Raw genomic sequence first — 19,804 nt, 5'->3', positions numbered from 1 at the left:
ATGAGCACCGCCACCGCCAAACAGCACGGCAGTGGCCCGGTGTGGGACTGGGCGGCCGGTCACGGACCCGTGACCGGCGCCCTGTCCGCCACCACCGGAGCCTTCGCCGCCGCCACCACCGGCGCCGCGACGTCCATGCCCCCGGGCTGGGCGCTCGCCGTCGGCGCCGCCGGCGCCATCGGACACACCGCCGCCGGCATCCGCCTGCGCTGCGCGGGCCGCACCATCGCCGCCCGCGCCGCGTCCTGGCTCATCGGCGCCGGCTGGACCACCTGGGCCATCACCCACGGCCCCCTGACCTGGCAGGCGCTCGGCTCCCTCGCCGCCATCGGTGTCGGCATGGCCACCGCCACCCGCTCCACCAACCTCTACGAGGAAGCCCGCGAGGAAGAAGCACTCGCCGCCGAACAACGCGCCGTCGCGGCCGAGTTGTCGGCGGAGAGGCGGGCGATCGCCATGGAGTGGGCCGACCGCATCCAGCGGGTGTGCGGCATGCGGGTGCGGGTGCTGGCGGTGGAGCACTGGCCCACCGGGACCGGCTTCACCATCGACGCCGAATTGCCCGGCGGCACGACGTACGACCAGATCGCCGCGCGGGCCGCAGCGCTGTCGGCGGACGCGCATCTGCCGCACGGCTGCACCGCGACCGCCGGCCCCGGTATCCACCAGGGCCGCACGCTCATCGACGTCGCCACCGTCAACGCCCTGGTCACCGAGACGCCCTACCCGTCCGACTACGGGCCGCTGTCGGTCCTGACCGGCATCCCCTGGGGGTACCGGGCCAACGCCGAGGAGATCAAGACCTACCTGCGCGAACAGTGCGCGCTCGTGGTGGGCCCGACGGGGTCGGGCAAGACGAACATGGTGCACGTCATCCTGGCTGGGTTCGCCCGCGCCACCGATGTGCTCACCTTCGTCATCGACCTCAACGCCGGATCGGCCGGCCTGTCGTGGGTGCTGCCGGCGCTCAACCACCAGCCGGCCCCGGGGGAGCGGCCGTTGCGGCCCGGGATCGACTGGCTCGCCGGCACCGTCGAGGAAGCCCACCTCATGCTGGACGCGGTCCTGCGCATCGGCCGCCAGCGCAAGATCTCCTATCAGGCGCTCATGGCACGTGAGGACACCGACCTGCTGCCCATCGGCCCGTCCATCCCTCAGATCATGCTGGTGATCGATGAGGGTGCCGAGATCCTGACCAGCACCGACAAGACGCTCAAGGACCTGGCGAAGAAGATCCTTGAGGTGATCCGGATGCTGCGGGCGATGGGTGTCCGCACGGTGCTGACCGCGCTCGGCTCCACGGGTGCGGTGCTCGGCAACCTCATGATCCGCCGCGAGGCCAAGGCCAGGGTTGCCCTGACCGGCGGTGAGAAGGAGGGCATGGACCTGAGCAAGCTGTTCCCCGGCAGCCGTGGCCTGAAGGTGGAACAGGCGCCCTACAAGGGGGCGGGGTTCATGGGCACCCCGGAGTCGCCGCCCGGGCTGTTCAAGTGCTGGCGGATCCTGCCCAGCCAGATCCGCGAGATCGTCACCGCGACCTCCGAGCGTCATCCCGTCCTGGACGTCGTGTCCGCCGAGGCGGCCGGCGATGCCTACGCCAACCGGTGGGACCCGGACCGCATCGCCTGGATGCACAACCCCCAGCCCGCCTCCACACTCCTCACCACGACCGGCGACAACGGGAACGACGGCGGGCAGGAACGGCGGGGACTGAACCTGTCCGCCCTGCGCGACCAGCCCAACCCCCAGCAGCAGGGGACAGGGTCGGAGGCAGACCGGCTCGCGGACGCGTTCATGCGCGAGATCGACGAACAGTTCGGCACCACCACCGAACCCGACCACCACCACCCCACCCCCGACCGACCGGAACGCCCGGAACGGCCTGAGCGGTCCGGGCTGAACCTGTCCGCGCTCCGCGACAACCAGCACCCCGCCGACTCCCCCGCCGACCCGGGGGCGGCGCGGGAGAGCGGCCCCGAGTGGCTCGCGGACGCGATCGCCGCGATCGCCGCCGCCGGGCCGGCGGGCATGAAGCCCTCCGCCGTGGCCGACCTGGTCGGCCGCAGCCGGCAGGCCGTCCGCGACGCGCTCAAGGCCGCCGCCGAACGCGGCGAGCTGGTCTACCGGGACAACGGGCCGCGCTCGGTCTACGTCCACCCCGACCACACCTGAACGCTCACAGACGGCTACCGGCTACTGGCTACCGACAACTTGCCACTAGCCAGTAGAACACCCTCCTACTGGCCACCAGGGGTCGCCTGCAGCCCTTTTGAGGTTGCCGGTAGCCACTAGCCAGTAGCCACTACAACTACACACCGTCACCACCCAGGTGCCCGCCCGGAAGCTCCGGGCGGGCACCTGGCCTATCCACGGATCGCCGGAAGGAGCACCACATGCACCACCGCGAACCGCACGGACACCTCGCCCCCCACATCCCCGCCGACGCCTACCACCGCGCCCAGGCCACCGGAGAACCGGTCGTCATCGTCGTCCACGACACCCCGGCCGGCATCCCCTGGCGGCGCATCCTGCTCCCCTTCGCCATCGCCGGCGCCACCGTCGCCGGCGGCTGGGGACTGGTCGCCGCCCTGTGCGTCCTGCTCGACGTCGCCGCCCACACCATCACCGTCATCGCCGGCGCCGCCGGACCCATCGGCATCGGCGGCATCACCCTCAAGCTCGCCCGCTCCAAGGGCGCCTAGCTACGCCAAGGGCGGCCCCCACTTCACGCCAATGAATCCGGGGCCGCCCTTGTCCACCTGCCACTCAACTGACCTGTGGAGGTCTCCCAGCATGACCCAATCCACCGACATCCCGCGAGTCTTACCGCCGACCAGCCGCACCCCGCTCGCGGGAGCTCCCGCCCGCGGCGGTATGCGGTTCTACCTGACCACCCACAAGCGTCACTGGATCAAGCTCACCGACGTCCCGCTGTTCTTGAAGGCCGAGCACTTCGCCGCCGCAGCCAAGCTGCACCCCGCGCTGGGGCCATACGCGGTGGACTCCGGCGGGTTCTCTGAGCTCCAGCGCAACGGCCGCTGGACGCGCACCCCCCGCCAGTACGTCAACGACCTGCGCCGCATCTGGGAGTGCGTCGGCCCCTACGACTGGGCCGCCCAGCAGGACTGGATGTGCGAGGACCTCATCATCCACGGCGGCACGGTCAAGGGACAGCACTTCGTCGGCACCCACCTCAGCGTCGCCGAACACCAGCGCCGCACGGTGGCCAACTTCCTCGAACTGCGCTCCCTCGCCCCCGACCTGCGCATCGCCCCCGTCCTTCAGGGCGACACCATCCCCGCCTACGAGCGGTGCGTGGAGCTGTACGAGAAAGCCGGGGTCGATCTGCGCCGTGAGCCGGTGGTGGGGCTGGGGTCGGTGTGCCGGCTCCAGTCCACCCGCCAGGGCGCCGCCATCGTCACCGCCATGGCCGCCCATGGCTTCAACCTGCACGGCTTCGGCTTCAAGATCCTCGGCCTGGAACGCGTCGGTCACCTGCTCGCCTCCGCCGACTCCGCCGCCTGGAGCTCCCACGCCCGACACCGGCCCCCGCTGCCCGGCCACACCCACAAGAACTGCGCCAACTGCATCGACTACGCCCTCACGTGGCGGCAGCGCGTCATCAACGCCACCCCCACCCACCACCAGATGCTGCTGACCACCGACCGGAGCGCAACATGAACATTCTGCGCGCAGCGCTGGACGCCGCCGAGCGCGGATGGCACGTCTTCCCCCTGCGCCCCGGCGCCAAGCGGCCCGCCCTGCACGGCGAGGCCACCTGCCCCCGCACCGGCCCCTGCACCCGGGGGCACGCGAAGTGGGAGGAGCGGGCCACCACCGACCCCGGCCGTATCCGCGCGACCTGGTCGCGTGGCCCGTTCAACATCGGCATCGCCGCCGGCCCGTCCCGTCTGCTCGTGGTCGACCTGGATGTGCCGAAGGACAAGGGCAGTGCGGACGCACCTGACGGTGCGACGACCTTTGCGGCGCTCTGCGAGCGCGCCGGCCACGCCGTCCCTGCCACCTACCGGGTGCGGACCGCGAGCGGCGGACAGCACCTGTACTTCACCGCCCCGGACGGCGTCCGGCTGACCAACACCGCAGGAACCATCGCCCCGTTGGTCGACACCCGGGCATGGGGCGGGTACGTCGTCGCCGCCGGATCCAGCACCCCCGCCGGCACCTACGAGCCGCTGAGCGACCCCCAGGCGGCCCCTCTGCCCGCCTGGCTCCTCTCCCGCCTCCAACCCGCCCCCGCCCGCCCCGTGAGCCCGCTCAGGCTTCCGGCGGTCAGCGGGAGTCGCGCGGCACTGGCCGCGCTGGAACGGGAGTGCGCGGTGGTGGCAGCAGCGCCGGACCACCAGCGCAACACCACCCTCAACCGCTGCGCCTTCAAAGTGGGGCGCTTCGTGGCCTGGGGCGACATCCCCCGTCACGTGGTGGAAGAGGCCTTCCAAGGGGCGGGGGAGTCACGGGGACTGACCCCTGCCGAGTGCCGCGCCACCATCCGCAGCGCCCTGAACAGCTCCATCCGCAAAGCCCGCCCCCGGGACACGGCATGAGCACCCGGCCCACCTCCCCCTTGGAAGGCCAACAGGCCACCACCCCCAGCCTGCGCGCCGCCCGACCGGCCCGGCCCCCGGCGGCCGTGAGCGAGCCGAAAGGCGCCGCCCGTCAGGGCGTCCCATCTGCTCTTCGCTCCGACCGGTTCCCGGCCGACAGCACCGCCATGGGAGACCCGACGCCTGACCAGCCCGGCATCCGCATCTACGCCCCGCCGGTCTACCGCCACCCCAACGACGGAGCCCGCTGGTCCAAGCGGCCCGGCAACACCCCCACCGCCGCCTACGCCTGCCCCTGCGGACAGACCGGCACAGCCACCGGCCTACCCGCCGTCGCCGCCCTGGTCGCTGAGTACGACGCCCACAAAGCCGCCTGCGGAGGCACTCCCGCCCCGTTCCTCGAAAGGAAGACCGCCGCATGACCACGACCGCCGCCATCGACGGCGCCGCGCTGCTGGACCAGGTGGAAGCCTTCCACCGCCGCTTCAACGCCTTCCCCACCGAGGCCGCCTACGTCGCCGTCACCCTCTGGGACGCGCACGCCCACCTGATCGACTGCTTCGAGACCACGCCCCGGATTGCGTTCCTGTCCCCGGAGCCCGGCTCCGGGAAGTCGCGGGCGCTGGAGATCGTAGAGACGCTCACCCCGCGCCCGGTGACCACCGTGTCTGCATCGGCCAACGCCCTGTACCGGCTGGTCGAATCCTCCGAGGGACTGCCCACGGTGCTGTTCGACGAGGTCGACACCATCTTCGGCCCCAAGGCAGGAGCGGACGAGGCACTGCGCGGCTTCCTGAACGCGGGCTACCGCCGCAGCGGCGGCGCCCTGCGCTGCGTGGGCGACGGATCCAACCAGAGCGCGCAGGTCTTCGGCTCCTACTGCGCCGTGGCCATGGCCGGGCTCGGCTCGCTGCCCGACACCGTCCTGACCCGCTCGGTCATCATCCGCATGCGCAAGCGCGCCCCGAACGAGACGGTCGAGTCCTACCGCCAGCGCACCCACGAAAAGCAGGGACACGCCCTGCGCGACCAGCTCGCCAAGTGGGCCGACACCGTCCGCGACCAGGTCACCAACGCCTGGCCCGAGATGCCCGAGGGCGTCACCGACCGGCCCGCCGACGTCTGGGAACCGCTGCTCGCCGTGGCCGACGCCGCCGGCGGTCACTGGCCCAGCCGGGCCCGCGCCGCCTGCCTGGAACTGATCAAAGCAGCCCGCGACAACGACGAATTCTCCCTCGGCGTCCGACTGCTGACCGACCTGCGCGACAAGGTGTTCTGCGGCGCCGACCGCATGCCCACCGCCGCGATCATCGAATGCCTGCTGCGCATGGACGACGCCCCGTGGGGCGACCTGGACGACAAGCCGATCAACTCGCGCTCCCTCGCCCGGCTGCTCGGCCAGTACGTCGCCCCGAACAACAAGCCGATCAAACCGCGCGGCATCCGCACCCCCTCAGGCTTCCCCAAGGGCTACTACGCCGAAGACCTCAGCGACGCCTGGACCCGGTACTGTCCCCCGCCCCCCGCAGAATCCGCCACATCCGCCACGTCCGCCACACCGCAGGTCAGCGGGGGTGAATCCGTGGCGGATACCGCCACAGCCATCCGCCACACGCCGACGGAAACCGCCACACAGCCCACCCTCACCGGCTGACCGGACCGGCGCCACGGATGCCGCCGCACCCCGGCGGGTGTGGCGGCACCCATCCGCCACAAAACCGCTATCCGCCACACGATCAAGGCTCTGACCTGCGATGTGGCGGCGTGGCGGACGTGGCGGATCCCCCAGAAGGGGCCGAAGGGCCCGCCCCCTCATGGAGGTTTCGACGTGCTCACCGTCGTCCTGACCGAACCCCAGGCACTCACCGTCGAGGAAGCCATGACCGCCCTGCGCCTCAGCCGCAGCAAGGTCTACGACCTCATCCGCTCCAAGCAGCTCCCCAGCTACACGTCCGGCCGGGCCCGCCGCATCCCGGTCGACGCCGTCCGCCACTACATGCAGAACCGACTGGAGGAGAACGCAGCCTGATGGCACCCCGCAAGAGGAATCCGAACGGCGCCGGCAGTATCTGGCAGCGCAAGGACGGGCGCTTCGAAGCGCGCGTCTACGTCCCGCAGCCCGACGGCACCCGCAAGCGCAAGACCGTGTACGGCGCCACCTGGGAGGAGTGCGACGAGAAGCGGCAGGAACTGGTGCGCCGCGACCGCCAGGGGATCCCGACGCCGTCCCGGTCGGCGAAGCTCTCCGAGTGGCTGCCGTACTGGCTGGAGGAGTACGTCCGGCCGCACCGGAAGCGCACGACGTACGTGAAGTACGAGATGCACGTGCGGCTGTACCTCGTGCCGCTGCTGGGCACCCGGCGGCTGGAGTCGCTCACGACGGCGAACGTCCGGCATATGCTCTCAAAGGTCACCGCCCAGGCGTCGGCGGCGACCGCCAAGGAAGCGCACCGCGTCCTGCGCACGGCCATCACCGCCGCGTGCCGGGAGGAACTGATCAGCCGCAACGTCGTCCAGTTGGTTCCCGCACCCCGGGTGGAGCCCCGTGAGCTACGCCCCTGGTCGCTGGACGAGACCCTGAGATTCCTGGAAGCCGCGAGGACCGACCCGCTCTACACCGCGTTCGTCCTGGCCGTCGCCCTCGGTCTGCGGCGTGGGGAAATCCTCGGATTGCAGTGGAGGGACGTGGACCTGGACCGGCGCACCCTCACCGTCCGGACCACGCTGCACCGGGGCGGCAAGGAGCTGTACCTCGACACGACCAAGAACCGGCGGGCCCGGGTGATCCCCATCCCCGGTATGTGCGTGGCGCCGCTCCGGTGGCAGCGTCTTCGGCAGGCGGAGCGGCGTGCGGCGGCCGGTGCGGACTGGCACGAGAGCGATCACGTCTTCACGACGCGCAGCGGCCGGCCGATCGAGCCCCGGAACCTCTACCGGTCGTTCCTGCGGATCTCCGAGTCGGCGGGTCTCCCGCAGGTCCGGCTGCACGACACCCGCCACGGCTGTGCGTCGCTGCTCTTCGCGGCCGGCGTCGCGCCCCGCACGGTCATGGAGATCCTGGGGCACTCGCAGATCGCCGTGACGATGAACGTCTACACCCACGTGAGCGACGACCACCGGCGGGAAGCCATGGGCCACATGGATCGCCTGCTGAAGCGGCGCCGCTGACCGGGGACTGCCGTCAAGAACTACCGTCAACGCCCCCACGGTCCAAGAGCGTGGGGGCGTTGTCCCAGGTAGTTCGCAGAGCCCCCTGTCGGACTCGAACCGACGACCTTCGCTTTACAAGAGCGGTGCTCTACCAGCTGAGCTAAGGAGGCCTGCGCGGACGTGGTGTACGGACGCGCCCGTGCAGTGTACCCAGCCCGTGCGGGTGTCCCGTCGAAAATTTCCGCGAAGTTCACAGGGGCCGGCCTACTGACAGAACGGTGAACGGGAGGTACCGTCTCGACCCAGTTCACACGTGTGGACTACACCAACCACCTTCCTACAACGGATCGTCCGGCACGTTCCTGCCGGTAGAAGGGGGCCCATCACCATGGCCACTGTCACGTTCGACAAGGCGACCCGCGTTTACCCGGGTTCCACCAAGCCCGCCGTCGACGCACTCGACATCGAGATCGCGGACGGCGAGTTCCTCGTCCTGGTCGGCCCGTCGGGTTGCGGCAAGTCCACCTCGCTCCGGATGCTCGCGGGGCTCGAGGACGTCAACGGCGGCGCCATCCGCATCGGTGACCGCGACGTCACGCACCTGCCGCCCAAGGACCGGGACATCGCCATGGTGTTCCAGAACTACGCGCTCTACCCGCACATGACCGTCGCCGACAACATGGGCTTCGCCCTCAAGATCGCCGGCGTCAACAAGGCGGAGATCCGCAAGAAGGTCGAGGAGGCCGCGAAGATCCTCGACCTCACCGAGTACCTGGACCGCAAGCCGAAGGCCCTCTCCGGCGGTCAGCGCCAGCGTGTCGCGATGGGCCGCGCCATCGTGCGCGAGCCGCAGGTCTTCCTCATGGACGAGCCGCTGTCGAACCTCGACGCCAAGCTCCGCGTGTCGACGCGTACGCAGATCGCCTCCCTCCAGCGCCGCCTCGGCATCACCACCGTCTACGTCACCCACGACCAGGTGGAGGCCCTGACGATGGGCGACCGCGTGGCGGTCCTCAAGGACGGTCTGCTCCAGCAGGTCGACACCCCGCGCAACATGTACGACCGTCCGGCGAACCTCTTCGTGGCCGGCTTCATCGGCTCCCCGGCGATGAACCTCATCGAGGTCCCGATCACCGACGGCGGCGTGAAGTTCGGCAACTCGGTGGTTCCGGTCCAGCGCGACGCTCTCTCCGCCGCCACCGACAAGACGGTCACCGTGGGCGTCCGCCCCGAGCACTTCGACGTGGCCGGCGCCGAATCCGACCAGGGTGTCGCCGTCACCGTGAACGTGGTCGAGGAGCTCGGCTCCGACGCGTTCGTCTACGGCACCGCCCAGGTCGGCGGCGAGACGAAGGACCTCGTGGTCCGCGTCGGCGGCCGTGACGTCCCCGAGAAGGGCAGCACGCTGCACGTCGTCCCGCGCGCGGGCGAGACCCACGTGTTCTCGACCTCCACGGGCGAGCGCCTCTCCGACTGACCGACCCCCGCTTCGACGAGAAGGGCCCCGCAGACCGCTGCGGGGCCCTTCTCGTCGCGCTCGGAAACCCCGCCGAACGCGGCGGAACCGGGGTGCGCGTCAACCCCTTACCCAAAAAGACGCACGTCCTCATCCCCCGACCGAGTGACAGAACGTCGTTGGATCATTACGTCACGCTACCCTCACACGCGTGAAGCACTCCGTGAAGCACTCCAGCACCCCACAGGCGCGCCACGGCCGGGGCCCCGCCCGACGGATCGGCCGTTCCCTCGCCCTCGTCCTGCCCGTCGTCATGGTGCTCTCGGGGACCCTCGCGGTCACCCGGGTCAACTGGTCGGGCGATCCCTCGGATTCGGTGCTCACCGCCTCCGACGTCTCCGCCGCGCACCGCACCGCGCACCGCGCTCCCCACGACGTCCTGCGCGAGCAGCTGCTGACCGAACTCCAGGAGAAGGACCCGGGCGTCGCCCTGACCCACCTCCAGGAGGCGGTGAACGGCAAGCCGTCCCTCGCCAGGCACTGCGCCTCCATCGCCCGTGCCCTGGGCCGCGCAGCGGTCCGCGTCTACGGCCCCACCCGCGCGCAGTCCTACGCCCGCCCGGTCTGCGACACGGCCTTCGCCTCGGGCGTCCTGGCAGCCCACTACTGACGGTGGCACCGGCCGCGCACCGCACCACACCGAAGGGCCGCGACCGCGCCACACGAACGGGCCGCGCACCGCACGCACCAACGGGCCGCGCACCGCAGCGCACCCATGGGCCCCTCGCCGCACCACACCGTCGGGCCTCGTGCTCGCTCCTCCGACGGGGAGCCGTACGGGGCCCGGCAGGAACGGCCGACAGCACGGCCTCGGCGGCACGCGAACAGCTCCGCGTGAGCACCGAGCCGACCGCACATGCCCTGCGGTCCGGCAGGGCAGGGCACGGGCAGGGCAGGGCGGTCCGGCAGAACAGGGCAGGGCAGGGCCCCCGCGGTCAATTCGGCGGTACCGCTCGCTGTGAGCTGGTCGGCCCTACCCGCCGCGAGCGCCCCCGCGCGGGGGTGAGCCCGCAGCACCCGGACCGCCGCTCACCGCGCCGAAGACCCAGCGGCCTCCCACTCGCACCACGGGCCATCCCGGCCCCGACCCCGCCCCGGCCTCACCGCCTGCCCTGCCCCGGCGCCGGCCCCGGCCCCGTAAAACCCCCGCCAAGGCCCCCGCGTACAGTGCGGGCATGACCCATCCGCACGCCGCGTCTCGTCCCACGCAAGCCGTCGTCCTGGCCGGTGGCCAGGGCTCCCGGTTGCGTCCGTACACCGACGACCGGCCCAAGCCGATGGTCGAGATCCCCGGGACGGGGACACCGATCATCGGGCACCAGCTCGGCTGGCTCGCCGAGGAGGGCGTCACCGACGTCGTCGTCTCCTGCGGCCACCTCGCCGACGTCCTGCAGAACTGGCTGGACTCGGCCGACCTGCCGGTCGACGTCACCACCGTCGTGGAGTCCGAGCCCCTCGGCCGCGGCGGAGGCCTCCGGTACGCCGCCGCCCACCTGCCGCACCCGGACCGCGCCTGGTACGCCACCAACGGCGACATCTGGACCCGTTTCTCGCTGCGCGACATGGCGGACTTCCACACCGAGCGGGACGCCGTCGCGACCCTCGCCCTGGCCCGCCCGCGCATCCCGTGGGGGGCCGTGCAGACCGACGGGTTCGGTCACATCACCGACTTCATCGAGGCCCCGCCGACGACGTACGAGATCAACGCGGGCGTCTACGTCTTCTCCCCCGAGTTCGCCACCCTGCTCCCCGAGCGCGGCGACCACGAGCGCACGACGTTCCCGCACCTGGCGCGCGAGCGCCGCCTGGCCGGCTTCCCCATCCCGCAGGGCGCCTACTGGCGCGCGATCGACACGGCGAAGGACCTCACCGAGGCCGCGAAGGAGCTGGCCGCCCTCGGCCGCTGACACCGCCGTCGATCGCCGACGTCGCCGTCGCCCGGCGGACACCACCGACGACCGCCGACACGGCCCTGAGCCACAGACACCACCGACGACCGCCGACGGCTCGGACGCGGCCCCCGCGTCACGCGCACGCGCCCGCAGCCCGCACGCGCACAGGGGTCCCCGCACGTCGACACGTGCGGGACCCCTGTGCGAGGTGTCCGGCCGGTTAGGGGTCCTTGCACCATGAGCGCCTGATCAGACCGCGTGGTCCGGTGCCTTGCGCTGCACGGCACCGGACCACGCGGCCCAGGCGGGCACGGTGCCAGGACCCCTCAGCCCAGCAGTCCGCCCACGAGCCCCGGCTGTCCGGAGGACGACGAGCCGCCGCCGTCGGAGCCGCTCGAGGAGCCGCCGGAGCTGGTCGAGCCGCCGGAGGTCGGGCCGGAGCCGGTGCTCGGCGCCTCCTCCTCGGGCGAGGACTGCTCCGGGGGGGCCTGTCCCGCCGTGCCCTGCGTCTGGCTGGGTGCGCCGGAGCCGGCGGTGTCCTCCTCCTGGCCGCTGTCGGAGGCGCTGTCCTCCTCCTGCGTCGGCGCCTGCGAGGTCGCGCCCTGCGTGGGCGAGGTGGAGGCGGACGGCTCCTCCGTGCCGGGCCGGTGGGAGCCGGACTCCTCCGGCAGCGGCGAGCCGGGCAGTTCGTTGCGCGGGGCCTCGCCCGGCCCGGGGACGACCACCCGGTCGGCGTCGCGCACGGCACCGCCGAGCAGCGAGCCCACCAGCAGGGTCAGCCCGACGACGATCGCGGTGACGAGGGCCCCGCGGCGCAGCACGTACCGCCGCAGCTCCCACAGGTCGGAGCGGGGGCCGAGCCGGCGCCAGGCACCGGCCGCGAGCCTGCCGTCGATGGAGTAGACGGGGGCGCCGGCGATGATCAGCGGCGACCAGGCGGCGAGGTAGATGATGTCGGGGGTCTCGTAGACCGGAACGGTCTTCCAGCTGACGGTGACGATGAGCGCGGCGGAGAGCATCGCGCCGAACGCCGCCGCGACCCGCTGCCAGCAGCCGAGGACCGTGAGGACGCCCACGATGACCTGAAGGAAGGCGATGACGAGCCCGGAGCCGACCGGGTGGTGCAGCGCGAACTGGCGAAGCGGCTCGGCGACTTCCCACGGGTGCAGCGTGTTGAGCCACTTCACCATGGAGCCGCGCTCGCCGCCGTCGAAGTAGACGGGGTCGCACAGCTTGCCCATGCCGGCGTAGATGGAGATGAAGCCGAGGAGGAGGCGCAGCGGGAGGAGGACGACGCCGAGGTTCATCCGCCGGCCGGGGAAGTAGGCGTGCCGGGCGGGGTCCTCGCCGTGCCGCCTGCCGCGCGGGGCGGCGTCGGCGGCGGCCTCCGCGAACTCCTCGAACCGGTTGTCGTCGTAGTCGGTCCGGTCGAGGTCGGCCGGGTCGTAGTCGGCCCGGTGGTAGTCGTTCCGGTCGTGGTCGGGTCGGTCGTAGGCGGGTTCGTCGTAGGCGCTGCCGACGGTGCGCATCTGCGGCAGCAGCCGGTTCTCGCCGACGCCCGGGGTGCGCTGGGCGCCGACGATCGGCGTCTCGAGGGTCTGCGCGGTGAGGTCCTCGCCGTAGCCGTAGCCGTTGCCGTAGCCGTCGTCGACGCGGGGGATGACCTGGGTGGCCCCCGCGTCGGCGGCGGGCGGTTCGCCGTGCCCGACGCTGCCCGCCCGCACGGCCTGGAGCAGCCGGTGCGCGCCGGTGTCGTCCGGGGCGGACCTGCCGCTCCACACGACGGGCCGGCGTCGGGCCCCGGCGCTCGCACCGGACGCGCCCGCTCTCCCCGCAGCCCCGACGGCGGGGATGCGCGCGGTGTCCTCGGCGGCGCTCGAGTGCCGGGCGACCCGCGGGGATGAGTGGCGCCGCGTCGACGCCCCCAACTGCACGCGGAAACTCGCATGATTGACGATGACCTGCGCCGGATCGCTCGGCACCTTCACCATGCTCAGCGCGGGAGCGTCGTCGAATCCCGACGAGCGGTCCCCCGTGGGTGTGCGGGGTGTTCTGGTGTCCACACTCATCTAACCGAGTGACGTGTGCTTAGGACACTGCTTTGACCCGCCGGATCTGTCCGGACTCCGTCAAGGTTGCGACGGACGCCGGAACCCACCCGTCAGGGTGACCGCACGGACAGGCGTTCACGCCCGTCGGCGTGCCGCCTCGTACAGCACGACGCCCGCCGCCACACCGGCGTTGAGCGACTCGGCGCCGCCCGGCATCGGGATGCGCACGCGGTAGTCGCAGGTCTCGCCGACCAGTCGCGACAGGCCCTTGCCCTCGCTGCCGACGACGATGACCACCGGCCCGTGCAGCGCCTCGAGTTCACCGACCTCCGACTCGCCGTCGGCGGCCAGACCGACGATCACGACACCGGCCTTCTTGTACGCCTCCAGCGCGCGCGTGAGGTTCGTGGCGCGGGCGACCGGAGTACGGGCCGCCGCGCCCGCCGACGTCTTCCAGGCGCCGGCGGTCATACCGGCCGCGCGCCGCTCGGGGACGACGACGCCGTGGCCGCCGAAGGCGGAGACGGACCGCACGACGGCACCGAGGTTGCGCGGGTCGGTCACCCCGTCCAGTGCGACGATCAGCGGGTCCGCGCCCTCGTCGGCCGCGGCGTCGAGGAGGTCCTCGGGGTGCGCGTACTCGTACGGCGGGACCTGGAGGACGAGGCCCTGGTGGTTCAGGCCGTTCGTCATCCGGTCCAGCTCGGGGCGCGGGGCCTCCATGAGGTTGATGCCGCCGCGCTCGGCCGCGAGCTGGAGCGCCTCGCGCACCCGCTCGTCGTTGTCGATGAACTGCTGCACGTACAGCGTGGAGGCGGGCACGCCCTCGCGCAGCGCCTCGACGACGGGGTTGCGGCCCACGACCAGTTCGGACGCCGACCTGCCGCCGCGGCCGCGCGGCGCCGGACGGCGCGCGGTCTGCTTCGACTTGGCGGTGGCGAGACGGTTCTTCTTGTGTCCCTTGCGCATCTCGGCGGGCGGGGTCGGACCCTTGCCCTCCAGGCCCCGGCGTCGCTGGCCGCCGCTGCCGACCTGCGCGCCCTTCTTGCCGGACATGCGGCGGTTGTTGGCTGCCATGACCTACCCGTCTGTCGTGATGCGTGTGTGCGTACGTAATGCAGTGTGCCGCCCGGACACCCGGGCGGCACAATCGATCAAGGATCGATCAGGGGCGCTCAGCGCGGGCCGAGCGACCAGCGCGGGCCCTGCGGGCCGTCCTCGATGACGAGACCCGACTGGTTGAGCTGGTCGCGGATGGCGTCCGCGGTGCCCCAGTCCTTGCGGGCGCGCGCCGACTCCCGCTGGTCCAGGACGAGTCGTACGAGGCTGTCGACGACGCCGTGCAGGTCCTCGCCGCGGTCGGCCTCGCCTGCCCAGTGCGGGTCGAGGGGGTCGAGGCCGAGGACGCCGAGCATGGCACGGACCTCGGCGAGGCGGGCCACGGCGGCTTCCTTGTCGTCGGCGGCCAGCGCGCTGTTGCCCTGCCGGACGGTGGTGTGCACGACGGCGAGCGCCTGCGGGACGCCCAGGTCGTCGTCCATCGCCTCGGCGAAGGCGGGCGGCACGTCGGCGGCCGGTTCGACGACGCCGCCGGCCTTCTCGACGACGCGCTGCACGAAGCCCTCGATCCGCGCGAACGCCGACTCGGCCTCGCGCAGCGACTCCTCGCTGTACTCGATCATCGAACGGTAGTGCGGGGTGCCGAGGTAGTAGCGGAGCACGATCGGCCGCCACTGCTTGACCATCTCGGAGACCAGGACGCTGTTCCCGAGCGACTTGGACATCTTCTCGCCGCTCATGGTGACCCACGCGTTGTGCACCCAGTACCGCGCGAAGTCGTCGCCGTAGGCCTTGGCCTGGGCGATCTCGTTCTCGTGGTGCGGGAAGATCAGGTCCAGGCCGCCGCCGTGGACGTCGAAGGCGGAGCCCAGGTACTTGTGGGCCATCGCCGAGCACTCCAGGTGCCAGCCGGGGCGGCCGCGGCCCCAGGGGGTCTCCCAGCTCGGCTCGCCGGGCTTGGCCGCCTTCCACATCGCGAAGTCGCGGGAGTCCCGTTTGCCCGTCTCGCCGTCGCCCGACGGCTGGAGCAGGTTGTCCAGCTCCTGGTTGGACAGCCGGAGGTACTCCGGGAAGGAGCGCACGTCGAAGTAGACGTTGCCGTCGGCCTCGTAGGCGTGACCGCGCTCGATGAGACCGCGCATCATCTCGATCATCTCGGGCACGTGCCCGGTGGCGCGCGGCTCGTACGTCGGCGGCAGGCAACCGAGGGCCCGGTAGCCGTCGTTGAACGCGCGCTCGTTGTCGTAGCCGATGGACCACCAGGGGCGGCCCTGGTCGTGGGACTTGGCGATGATCTTGTCGTCGATGTCGGTGACGTTGCGGACGAACGTGACGTCGTAGCCGCGGTGGGTGAACCAGCGGCGCATGATGTCGAAGTTCAGGCCCGAGCGGATGTGCCCGATGTGCGGGGCGGCCTGCACGGTGGCGCCACACAGGTAGATCGAGACGCAACCCGGGGTGAGCGGGGTGAAGTCACGGATCTGCCGGGCGCTGGTGTCGTACAGGCGAATGGTCACCACTCCAGGGTAGTGGGCGTGGGACAGTGCCCCACGCCCTTCCACCCAAGGGCCACATATTCGTGACATGCCGTGGCATGCGGAGGACCGCCCGCACCGCCGACGCCGTCACCGCCGCCGTCGGCCCCTCGTCCCGGCCGGCGGGACCGGGCCCGTGGGGGCGTGCCAGACACCGCGACGGACGCGCCGCCGCCCGGACGAAGACCCTCCGCGACCCCGCGACCCACACCCCCCGGGGTCCGATCCCACGAGACACGGGGTCCGGCCCCCGCGCCACGCCGGTCCGGCCTCACCCATGCCGAGCCCGGTCCTGTGACACGCGGGTCCGGCCCTCACCCGTGCCGAGCCCGGCCCCTGCGGCCCGCGGAAGGCCGCGCCCCGCGACACGCCGGGGCTCAGACCGTCCGCACGACCAACGCCGTCGCCACCGCCATCAGTCCCTCGCCCCGGCCCGGGAAGCCGAGTCCGTCGGTGGTCGCGCCGGAGACCGAGACGGGGGCGCCGGCGGCCTCGGAGAGGATCTTCTGCGCCTCGTCGCGGCGCCTGCCGATCTTGGGGCGGGGGCCGACGACCTGGACGGCGATGTTGCCGATGCGGAAACCGGCCTCGCGGACGATCCGGGCGGCCTCCGTCAGCAGCGTCACGCCCGAGGCGCCGGACCATTCGGGGCGGCCGGTGCCGAAGTGCTGTCCGAGGTCACCGAGCCCGGCGGCCGAGAACAGCGCGTTGCAGGCGGCGTGCGCGACGACGTCCGCGTCGGAGTGGCCGGCCAGTCCGGCGCCCTCGCCCTCCCACTTCAGGCCGGCGCACCACAGCTCGCGGCCCTCCTCGAAGGCGTGGATGTCGGTGCCGATGCCGACCTGGGGCAGCACCACGGGTGCCTCAGAAGCCATCGTTGAGCCTCCTGCGGGCCAGGACCGCCTCGGCGAGGACCAGGTCCAGCGGGCGGGTCACCTTGAAGGCCTCCTCGTGGCCGGGGACGACCACGACGGTCGAGCCGAGCCGCTCGACCATGCTCGCGTCGTCGGTGACGTCGTCGGTGACCGTCTCGTGCGCGCGGACCAGCGTGGCCCGGTCGAAACCCTGCGGGGTCTGCACCGCGCGCAGGCGGGCGCGGTGCGGGGTGGCCACCACCGGCTCCGGCGCCCCGTGTTCGGCGGCGGGCGCGACCTCCTTGACGGTGTCCGCGAGCGGCAGTGCCGGGACGACGGCGGTGGCGCCCTCGCGGACCGCCTCGATCACGGCGTCGACGGTGTCGACGGGCACCAGCGGCCGGGCGGCGTCGTGGACGAGCACGATGTCGTACTCCGGGGGCAGTGCCGCGAGGCCCAGCGCCACCGACTCCTGGCGGGTCCCGCCGCCGGGCACCACGAGGAAGTCGGTGCGCTCGGGCAGCGCGTGCGCGTCGAGCAGCGACCTGACCTCGGCGGTGCCCTCGGGCGGGGCCACGACGACCACGAGGGAGACGGCGCGGGAGGCGGCGAGGGCGCGCACCGCGTGGATCAGCATGGGGGTCCCGCCCAGCGTGCGGAGCGCCTTGGGAGCGCCCGGACCCAGGCGTACGCCCCGACCGGCGGCCGGGATCACCGCGGCCGTGCGGGCGGGAGCGGGGGCGGGAAGCGAATCGTCAGACATCGGTTCCTGTCAGGTTTGTGTGCTCGGCCTACGTGGGTACGGACACAGCGTGCCGGGCGCGACGCCTTGACCGGACCCTTCCGTGACACTGGTCGAGCCAGCTGCCCGGGCCCGGCACGACCAGTATCGGGGGACGCATCCGTGGGCCGTCCCCCGAAGGGATGCGCGGCGTCGATCAAGTTGGTCTACGAGTGGATCTGCGAGTGGATCCACAAGCGGAAACTACGGGTGATCGGCCCAGGTGATCGGCCAACGGTGGCCGATGGGTGTGGGGTGATCGACGGACAACGCGAACATGCCGCAGCGCCCGGCGACGCGTGGTACGTCATCGGGCACCGCGGCATTTCGATGCGCTCTTCGATGTGCTGAGGCCGGCTTGCGCCTGCGTCAGGACGCGAGGTGCGCCTGCGTCAGGACGCGAGGACCTCGTCGAGCAGGGCCTCGGCCTTGTCCTCGTTCGTGTTCTCCGCGAGCGCGAGCTCGCTCACCAGGATCTGGCGGGCCTTGGCGAGCATGCGCTTCTCACCGGCGGAGAGTCCGCGCTCGCGCTCACGACGCCACAGGTCACGCACGACTTCCGCGACCTTGATGACGTCGCCGGAGGCGAGCTTCTCCAGATTTGCCTTGTAACGACGCGACCAGTTCGTGGGCTCCTCGGCGTACGGCGCGCGCAGCACCTCGAAGACCCGGTCCAGCCCGTCCTGACCGACCACATCACGCACGCCGACGAACTCCGCATTGTCCGCTGGCACACGTACCGTCAGGTCACCCTGGGCGACCTTCAGCACCAAGTAGGTCTTGTCCACGCCTTTGATCTGGCGAGTTTCGATAGCCTCGATCAGCGCGGCCCCGTGATGGGGATAGACCACGGTGTCGCCAACCTTGAACGTCATGTGACAGGTACCCCTTCCGTGGCTATCCAGGGTAACACGGATACGGCGTCTTCTGAATGGCGTTTTCGCAGGTCAGGGCATATCTCGGGGCTTGACAACAGCAACAGGAACGTGCTGCGGGCAGTCTGCGGAAGCAGGTATTCGCAGGTCGGAGCGGCTCTCCGAGGGAGGAGAAACGCGTACGTTACACACATCCGGCGGGTCGCCCGGGCGGCGGAACGTCCACATATGTCCGCTTCCAAGCGTGCGACTTCCGCTACTCCGTTCGGTGCCCCGAGCGGGATCAGGCCCGTTTCCGAAATTGATCACACTGCGGGCCGAAGAGCTGATGATCAATTCCGGGGAGGACCTCGCATTCCTTCACGGAAAATCCCCCGGCGGGCCTGAGCGGCGCTTAGAGCTCCGTTCGGAGCTCTTATGTGAATGGGCGACGACCTCCACTCGAGAGCCAGGTGACATGCCCGGCCGGCGAACGGCCGGGGGCGGCCCGGCGAGGCGGGCCGAACGCGCTAGAGGCGGGTCGGGTGCAGCGGCGCGGGGACGGCTCGGTAACCTGAGCCCGCTGACAGACCCTTAGGGCGACTTGTAAGAAGGAAGAGCCGCCCGTGTGCGTTCAAGGAGTTGCCGCCGCCGTGAGCAGCAGCCTTCGACGCGGCGCCCTCGCCGCCTCCGCCCTCGCGTTCTCGATCGCCACGCTCGCCGCCTGCGGCGCCGGCAACGACGCCCAGACGCTGGAGATCAAGCCGGACAACGCCGCCACCAGTGTCGGTGACATCAGGCTGCAGGGCGTCGTCGTCATCACCCAGCCCGACCAGGAGGCGACGGGCCCGGCCGTGATCTCCGGGACCGTCTTCAACGGCAGCGGCAAGGCGCAGACGCTGGACTCCGTCACCCTCGAGGGCGTCGACTCGCCCGTCGAGCTCAAGCCCGCCAAGGGCGACGGCAAGATCACCGTCCCGGCCGGCGGCTCGGTCGTCCTCGGCGGCCCGAACAACGCCTCCGCGGTCCTGCCCAGCAGCGGTGAGGCGCTCCGGGACGGCGACGCCCAGAAGGTCACCTTCACCTTCAGCGAGACCGGCCAGGTCAGCCTGCGCGCCTTCGTCGTCCCCGCCGAGAGCTACTACTCCTCGTGGGGCCCGAGCTCCCTGCCGAGCGCCCCGGAGGGGGCCGCCTCCGGCACGCCGTCCGCGGGCGCGTCGGCGACCGAGTCCCCGGCCGCCGGTGCCGAGGGCTCGGCCTCCCCGCACGCCTCGGAGACGTCCGGCGGCCACTGAGCGCCGCCGCACGGCCGGGCCGTACAGGCCGGACACGGCCGTACAGGCCCGGACACGGCCGTACAGGCCCGGACACGGCCGTACAGGCCCGGACACGGCCGTACAGGCCCGGACACGGCCGTACAGGCCCGGACACACAACGGCCGTACAGGCCCGGACACGGGGGGGGGGGGGGGGGGGGGGGGGGGGGGGGGGGGGGGGTTGGGGTTTTTCGTTTTTTTTTTCTTCTTTCTTTTTTTCTGGGGGGACACGACT

At 71.8% G+C, this 19,804-nt stretch carries 18 protein-coding genes and 1 tRNA gene; 12 read left to right on the top strand and 7 right to left on the bottom strand.

Going from position 1 to position 19,804, the window contains the following annotated elements; genetic code table 11:
• The 8 genes from ACZ4YY_RS14860 to ACZ4YY_RS14825 all read left to right on the top strand — a co-directional run bounded on the left by ACZ4YY_RS14860 (nt 1) and on the right by ACZ4YY_RS14825 (nt 7,730).
• Nucleotides 1–2,172, top strand: a complete 2,172-nt coding sequence (locus tag ACZ4YY_RS14860; protein ID WP_468288897.1) for an ATP-binding protein — start codon at nt 1–3, stop codon at nt 2,170–2,172.
• 221 nt (nt 2,173–2,393) lie between these two features.
• Nucleotides 2,394–2,702 (top strand): hypothetical protein, encoded by a 309-nt coding sequence (locus ACZ4YY_RS14855; protein WP_468288894.1) that lies wholly within the window; start codon nt 2,394–2,396, stop codon nt 2,700–2,702.
• 91 nt (nt 2,703–2,793) lie between these two features.
• Complete coding sequence (locus tag ACZ4YY_RS14850) at nt 2,794–3,681, top strand: deazapurine DNA modification protein DpdA family protein (RefSeq protein WP_468288892.1); 888 nt, start codon at nt 2,794–2,796, stop codon at nt 3,679–3,681.
• Entirely contained in the window at nt 3,678–4,562 is an 885-nt protein-coding gene (locus ACZ4YY_RS14845; RefSeq protein ID WP_468288889.1) for a bifunctional DNA primase/polymerase, read from the top strand. Before ACZ4YY_RS14850 ends, ACZ4YY_RS14845 begins: the two co-directional genes overlap by 4 nt.
• 167 nt (nt 4,563–4,729) lie before the next feature.
• Complete coding sequence (locus tag ACZ4YY_RS14840; RefSeq protein ID WP_468288886.1) at nt 4,730–4,984, top strand: hypothetical protein; 255 nt, start codon at nt 4,730–4,732, stop codon at nt 4,982–4,984.
• A complete protein-coding gene (locus ACZ4YY_RS14835) occupies nt 4,981–6,216 on the top strand; it encodes a DUF3631 domain-containing protein (RefSeq protein WP_468288883.1) in 1,236 nt (411 codons plus the stop codon). The genes ACZ4YY_RS14840 and ACZ4YY_RS14835 overlap by 4 nt, the downstream gene beginning before the upstream one ends.
• A gap of 174 nt (nt 6,217–6,390) precedes the next feature.
• Nucleotides 6,391–6,591 carry a helix-turn-helix domain-containing protein gene (locus ACZ4YY_RS14830; protein ID WP_468288880.1) on the top strand — a complete coding sequence of 67 codons (201 nt, stop codon included), beginning with the start codon at nt 6,391–6,393 and terminating at the stop codon, nt 6,589–6,591.
• Nucleotides 6,591–7,730, top strand: coding sequence for a site-specific integrase (locus ACZ4YY_RS14825; protein WP_468288877.1), 1,140 nt, complete (start codon nt 6,591–6,593; stop codon nt 7,728–7,730). Before ACZ4YY_RS14830 ends, ACZ4YY_RS14825 begins: the two co-directional genes overlap by 1 nt.
• A 79-nt stretch (nt 7,731–7,809) precedes the next feature.
• Here the strand turns inward: ACZ4YY_RS14825 and ACZ4YY_RS14820 are convergent.
• A tRNA-Thr gene (locus tag ACZ4YY_RS14820) sits at nt 7,810–7,882 on the bottom strand.
• Between the two features lie 218 nt (nt 7,883–8,100).
• Between ACZ4YY_RS14820 and ACZ4YY_RS14815 the strand changes: the two genes are divergently transcribed.
• The 3 genes from ACZ4YY_RS14815 to ACZ4YY_RS14805 all read left to right on the top strand — a co-directional run bounded on the left by ACZ4YY_RS14815 (nt 8,101) and on the right by ACZ4YY_RS14805 (nt 11,135).
• The gene (locus ACZ4YY_RS14815) at nt 8,101–9,189 is read left to right on the top strand and encodes an ABC transporter ATP-binding protein (protein ID WP_468288874.1); all 1,089 of its coding nucleotides are present in this window, start codon (nt 8,101–8,103) and stop codon (nt 9,187–9,189) included.
• A 190-nt stretch (nt 9,190–9,379) separates the two neighbouring features.
• The gene (locus tag ACZ4YY_RS14810; RefSeq protein WP_468288871.1) at nt 9,380–9,838 is read left to right on the top strand and encodes a hypothetical protein; all 459 of its coding nucleotides are present in this window, start codon (nt 9,380–9,382) and stop codon (nt 9,836–9,838) included.
• Between the two features lie 565 nt (nt 9,839–10,403).
• Nucleotides 10,404–11,135, top strand: a complete 732-nt coding sequence (locus ACZ4YY_RS14805) for a nucleotidyltransferase family protein (RefSeq protein WP_468288868.1) — start codon at nt 10,404–10,406, stop codon at nt 11,133–11,135.
• Nucleotides 11,136–11,446: 311 nt separating this feature from the next.
• Here ACZ4YY_RS14805 and ACZ4YY_RS14800 read toward each other — a convergent pair whose 3' ends face one another.
• The 6 genes from ACZ4YY_RS14800 to ACZ4YY_RS14775 form a co-directional block, all read right to left on the bottom strand.
• Entirely contained in the window at nt 11,447–13,189 is a 1,743-nt protein-coding gene (locus ACZ4YY_RS14800) for a DoxX family protein (RefSeq protein WP_468288866.1), read from the bottom strand.
• Nucleotides 13,190–13,306: 117 nt separating this feature from the next.
• Nucleotides 13,307–14,248: a 23S rRNA (guanosine(2251)-2'-O)-methyltransferase RlmB gene (gene rlmB, locus ACZ4YY_RS14795; protein WP_468288863.1), complete on the bottom strand. Its 942-nt coding sequence runs from the start codon at nt 14,246–14,248 to the stop codon at nt 13,307–13,309.
• Nucleotides 14,249–14,346: 98 nt separating this feature from the next.
• Nucleotides 14,347–15,747: a cysteine--tRNA ligase gene (gene cysS / locus ACZ4YY_RS14790; RefSeq protein ID WP_468288860.1), complete on the bottom strand. Its 1,401-nt coding sequence runs from the start codon at nt 15,745–15,747 to the stop codon at nt 14,347–14,349.
• Nucleotides 15,748–16,142: 395 nt separating this feature from the next.
• Entirely contained in the window at nt 16,143–16,640 is a 498-nt protein-coding gene (gene ispF, locus ACZ4YY_RS14785; protein WP_468288857.1) for a 2-C-methyl-D-erythritol 2,4-cyclodiphosphate synthase, read from the bottom strand.
• On the bottom strand, nt 16,630–17,382 hold the full coding sequence (ispD, locus tag ACZ4YY_RS14780; RefSeq protein ID WP_468288854.1) for a 2-C-methyl-D-erythritol 4-phosphate cytidylyltransferase: 753 nt from the start codon (nt 17,380–17,382) through the stop codon (nt 16,630–16,632). The genes ispF and ispD overlap by 11 nt, the downstream gene beginning before the upstream one ends.
• Before the next feature lie 410 nt (nt 17,383–17,792).
• A complete protein-coding gene (locus ACZ4YY_RS14775) occupies nt 17,793–18,275 on the bottom strand; it encodes a CarD family transcriptional regulator (RefSeq protein ID WP_003953493.1) in 483 nt (160 codons plus the stop codon).
• A gap of 632 nt (nt 18,276–18,907) precedes the next feature.
• Here ACZ4YY_RS14775 and ACZ4YY_RS14770 point away from each other — a divergent pair.
• Entirely contained in the window at nt 18,908–19,549 is a 642-nt protein-coding gene (locus ACZ4YY_RS14770) for a copper chaperone PCu(A)C domain-containing protein (RefSeq protein WP_468288851.1), read from the top strand.
• Nucleotides 19,550–19,804: the final 255 nt, after the last annotated feature.

The organism is Streptomyces sp. NPDC030143, from assembly GCF_055573695.1.
Note: the sequence above shows the minus strand (reverse complement) of the source record. Positions and strands in the feature narration are given on the sequence as shown.

Excerpts from the sequence above, each read along its gene's own strand:
- ACZ4YY_RS14855 (WP_468288894.1), top strand. The coding sequence starts at position 2,394 with ATGCACCACCGCGAACCGCACGGACACCTCGCCCCCCACATCCCCGCC.
- ACZ4YY_RS14815 (WP_468288874.1), top strand. The coding sequence starts at position 8,101 with ATGGCCACTGTCACGTTCGACAAGGCGACCCGCGTTTACCCGGGTTCC.
- rlmB (WP_468288863.1), bottom strand. The coding sequence starts at position 14,248 with ATGGCAGCCAACAACCGCCGCATGTCCGGCAAGAAGGGCGCGCAGGTC.
- ACZ4YY_RS14860 (WP_468288897.1), top strand. The coding sequence starts at position 1 with ATGAGCACCGCCACCGCCAAACAGCACGGCAGTGGCCCGGTGTGGGAC.
- ACZ4YY_RS14805 (WP_468288868.1), top strand. The coding sequence starts at position 10,404 with ATGACCCATCCGCACGCCGCGTCTCGTCCCACGCAAGCCGTCGTCCTG.
- ispD (WP_468288854.1), bottom strand. The coding sequence starts at position 17,382 with ATGTCTGACGATTCGCTTCCCGCCCCCGCTCCCGCCCGCACGGCCGCG.
- ACZ4YY_RS14840 (WP_468288886.1), top strand. The coding sequence starts at position 4,730 with ATGGGAGACCCGACGCCTGACCAGCCCGGCATCCGCATCTACGCCCCG.
- ACZ4YY_RS14800 (WP_468288866.1), bottom strand. The coding sequence starts at position 13,189 with ATGAGTGTGGACACCAGAACACCCCGCACACCCACGGGGGACCGCTCG.
- ACZ4YY_RS14825 (WP_468288877.1), top strand. The coding sequence starts at position 6,591 with ATGGCACCCCGCAAGAGGAATCCGAACGGCGCCGGCAGTATCTGGCAG.
- ACZ4YY_RS14775 (WP_003953493.1), bottom strand. The coding sequence starts at position 18,275 with ATGACGTTCAAGGTTGGCGACACCGTGGTCTATCCCCATCACGGGGCC.
- ACZ4YY_RS14845 (WP_468288889.1), top strand. The coding sequence starts at position 3,678 with ATGAACATTCTGCGCGCAGCGCTGGACGCCGCCGAGCGCGGATGGCAC.
- ACZ4YY_RS14835 (WP_468288883.1), top strand. The coding sequence starts at position 4,981 with ATGACCACGACCGCCGCCATCGACGGCGCCGCGCTGCTGGACCAGGTG.
- ispF (WP_468288857.1), bottom strand. The coding sequence starts at position 16,640 with ATGGCTTCTGAGGCACCCGTGGTGCTGCCCCAGGTCGGCATCGGCACC.
- ACZ4YY_RS14850 (WP_468288892.1), top strand. The coding sequence starts at position 2,794 with ATGACCCAATCCACCGACATCCCGCGAGTCTTACCGCCGACCAGCCGC.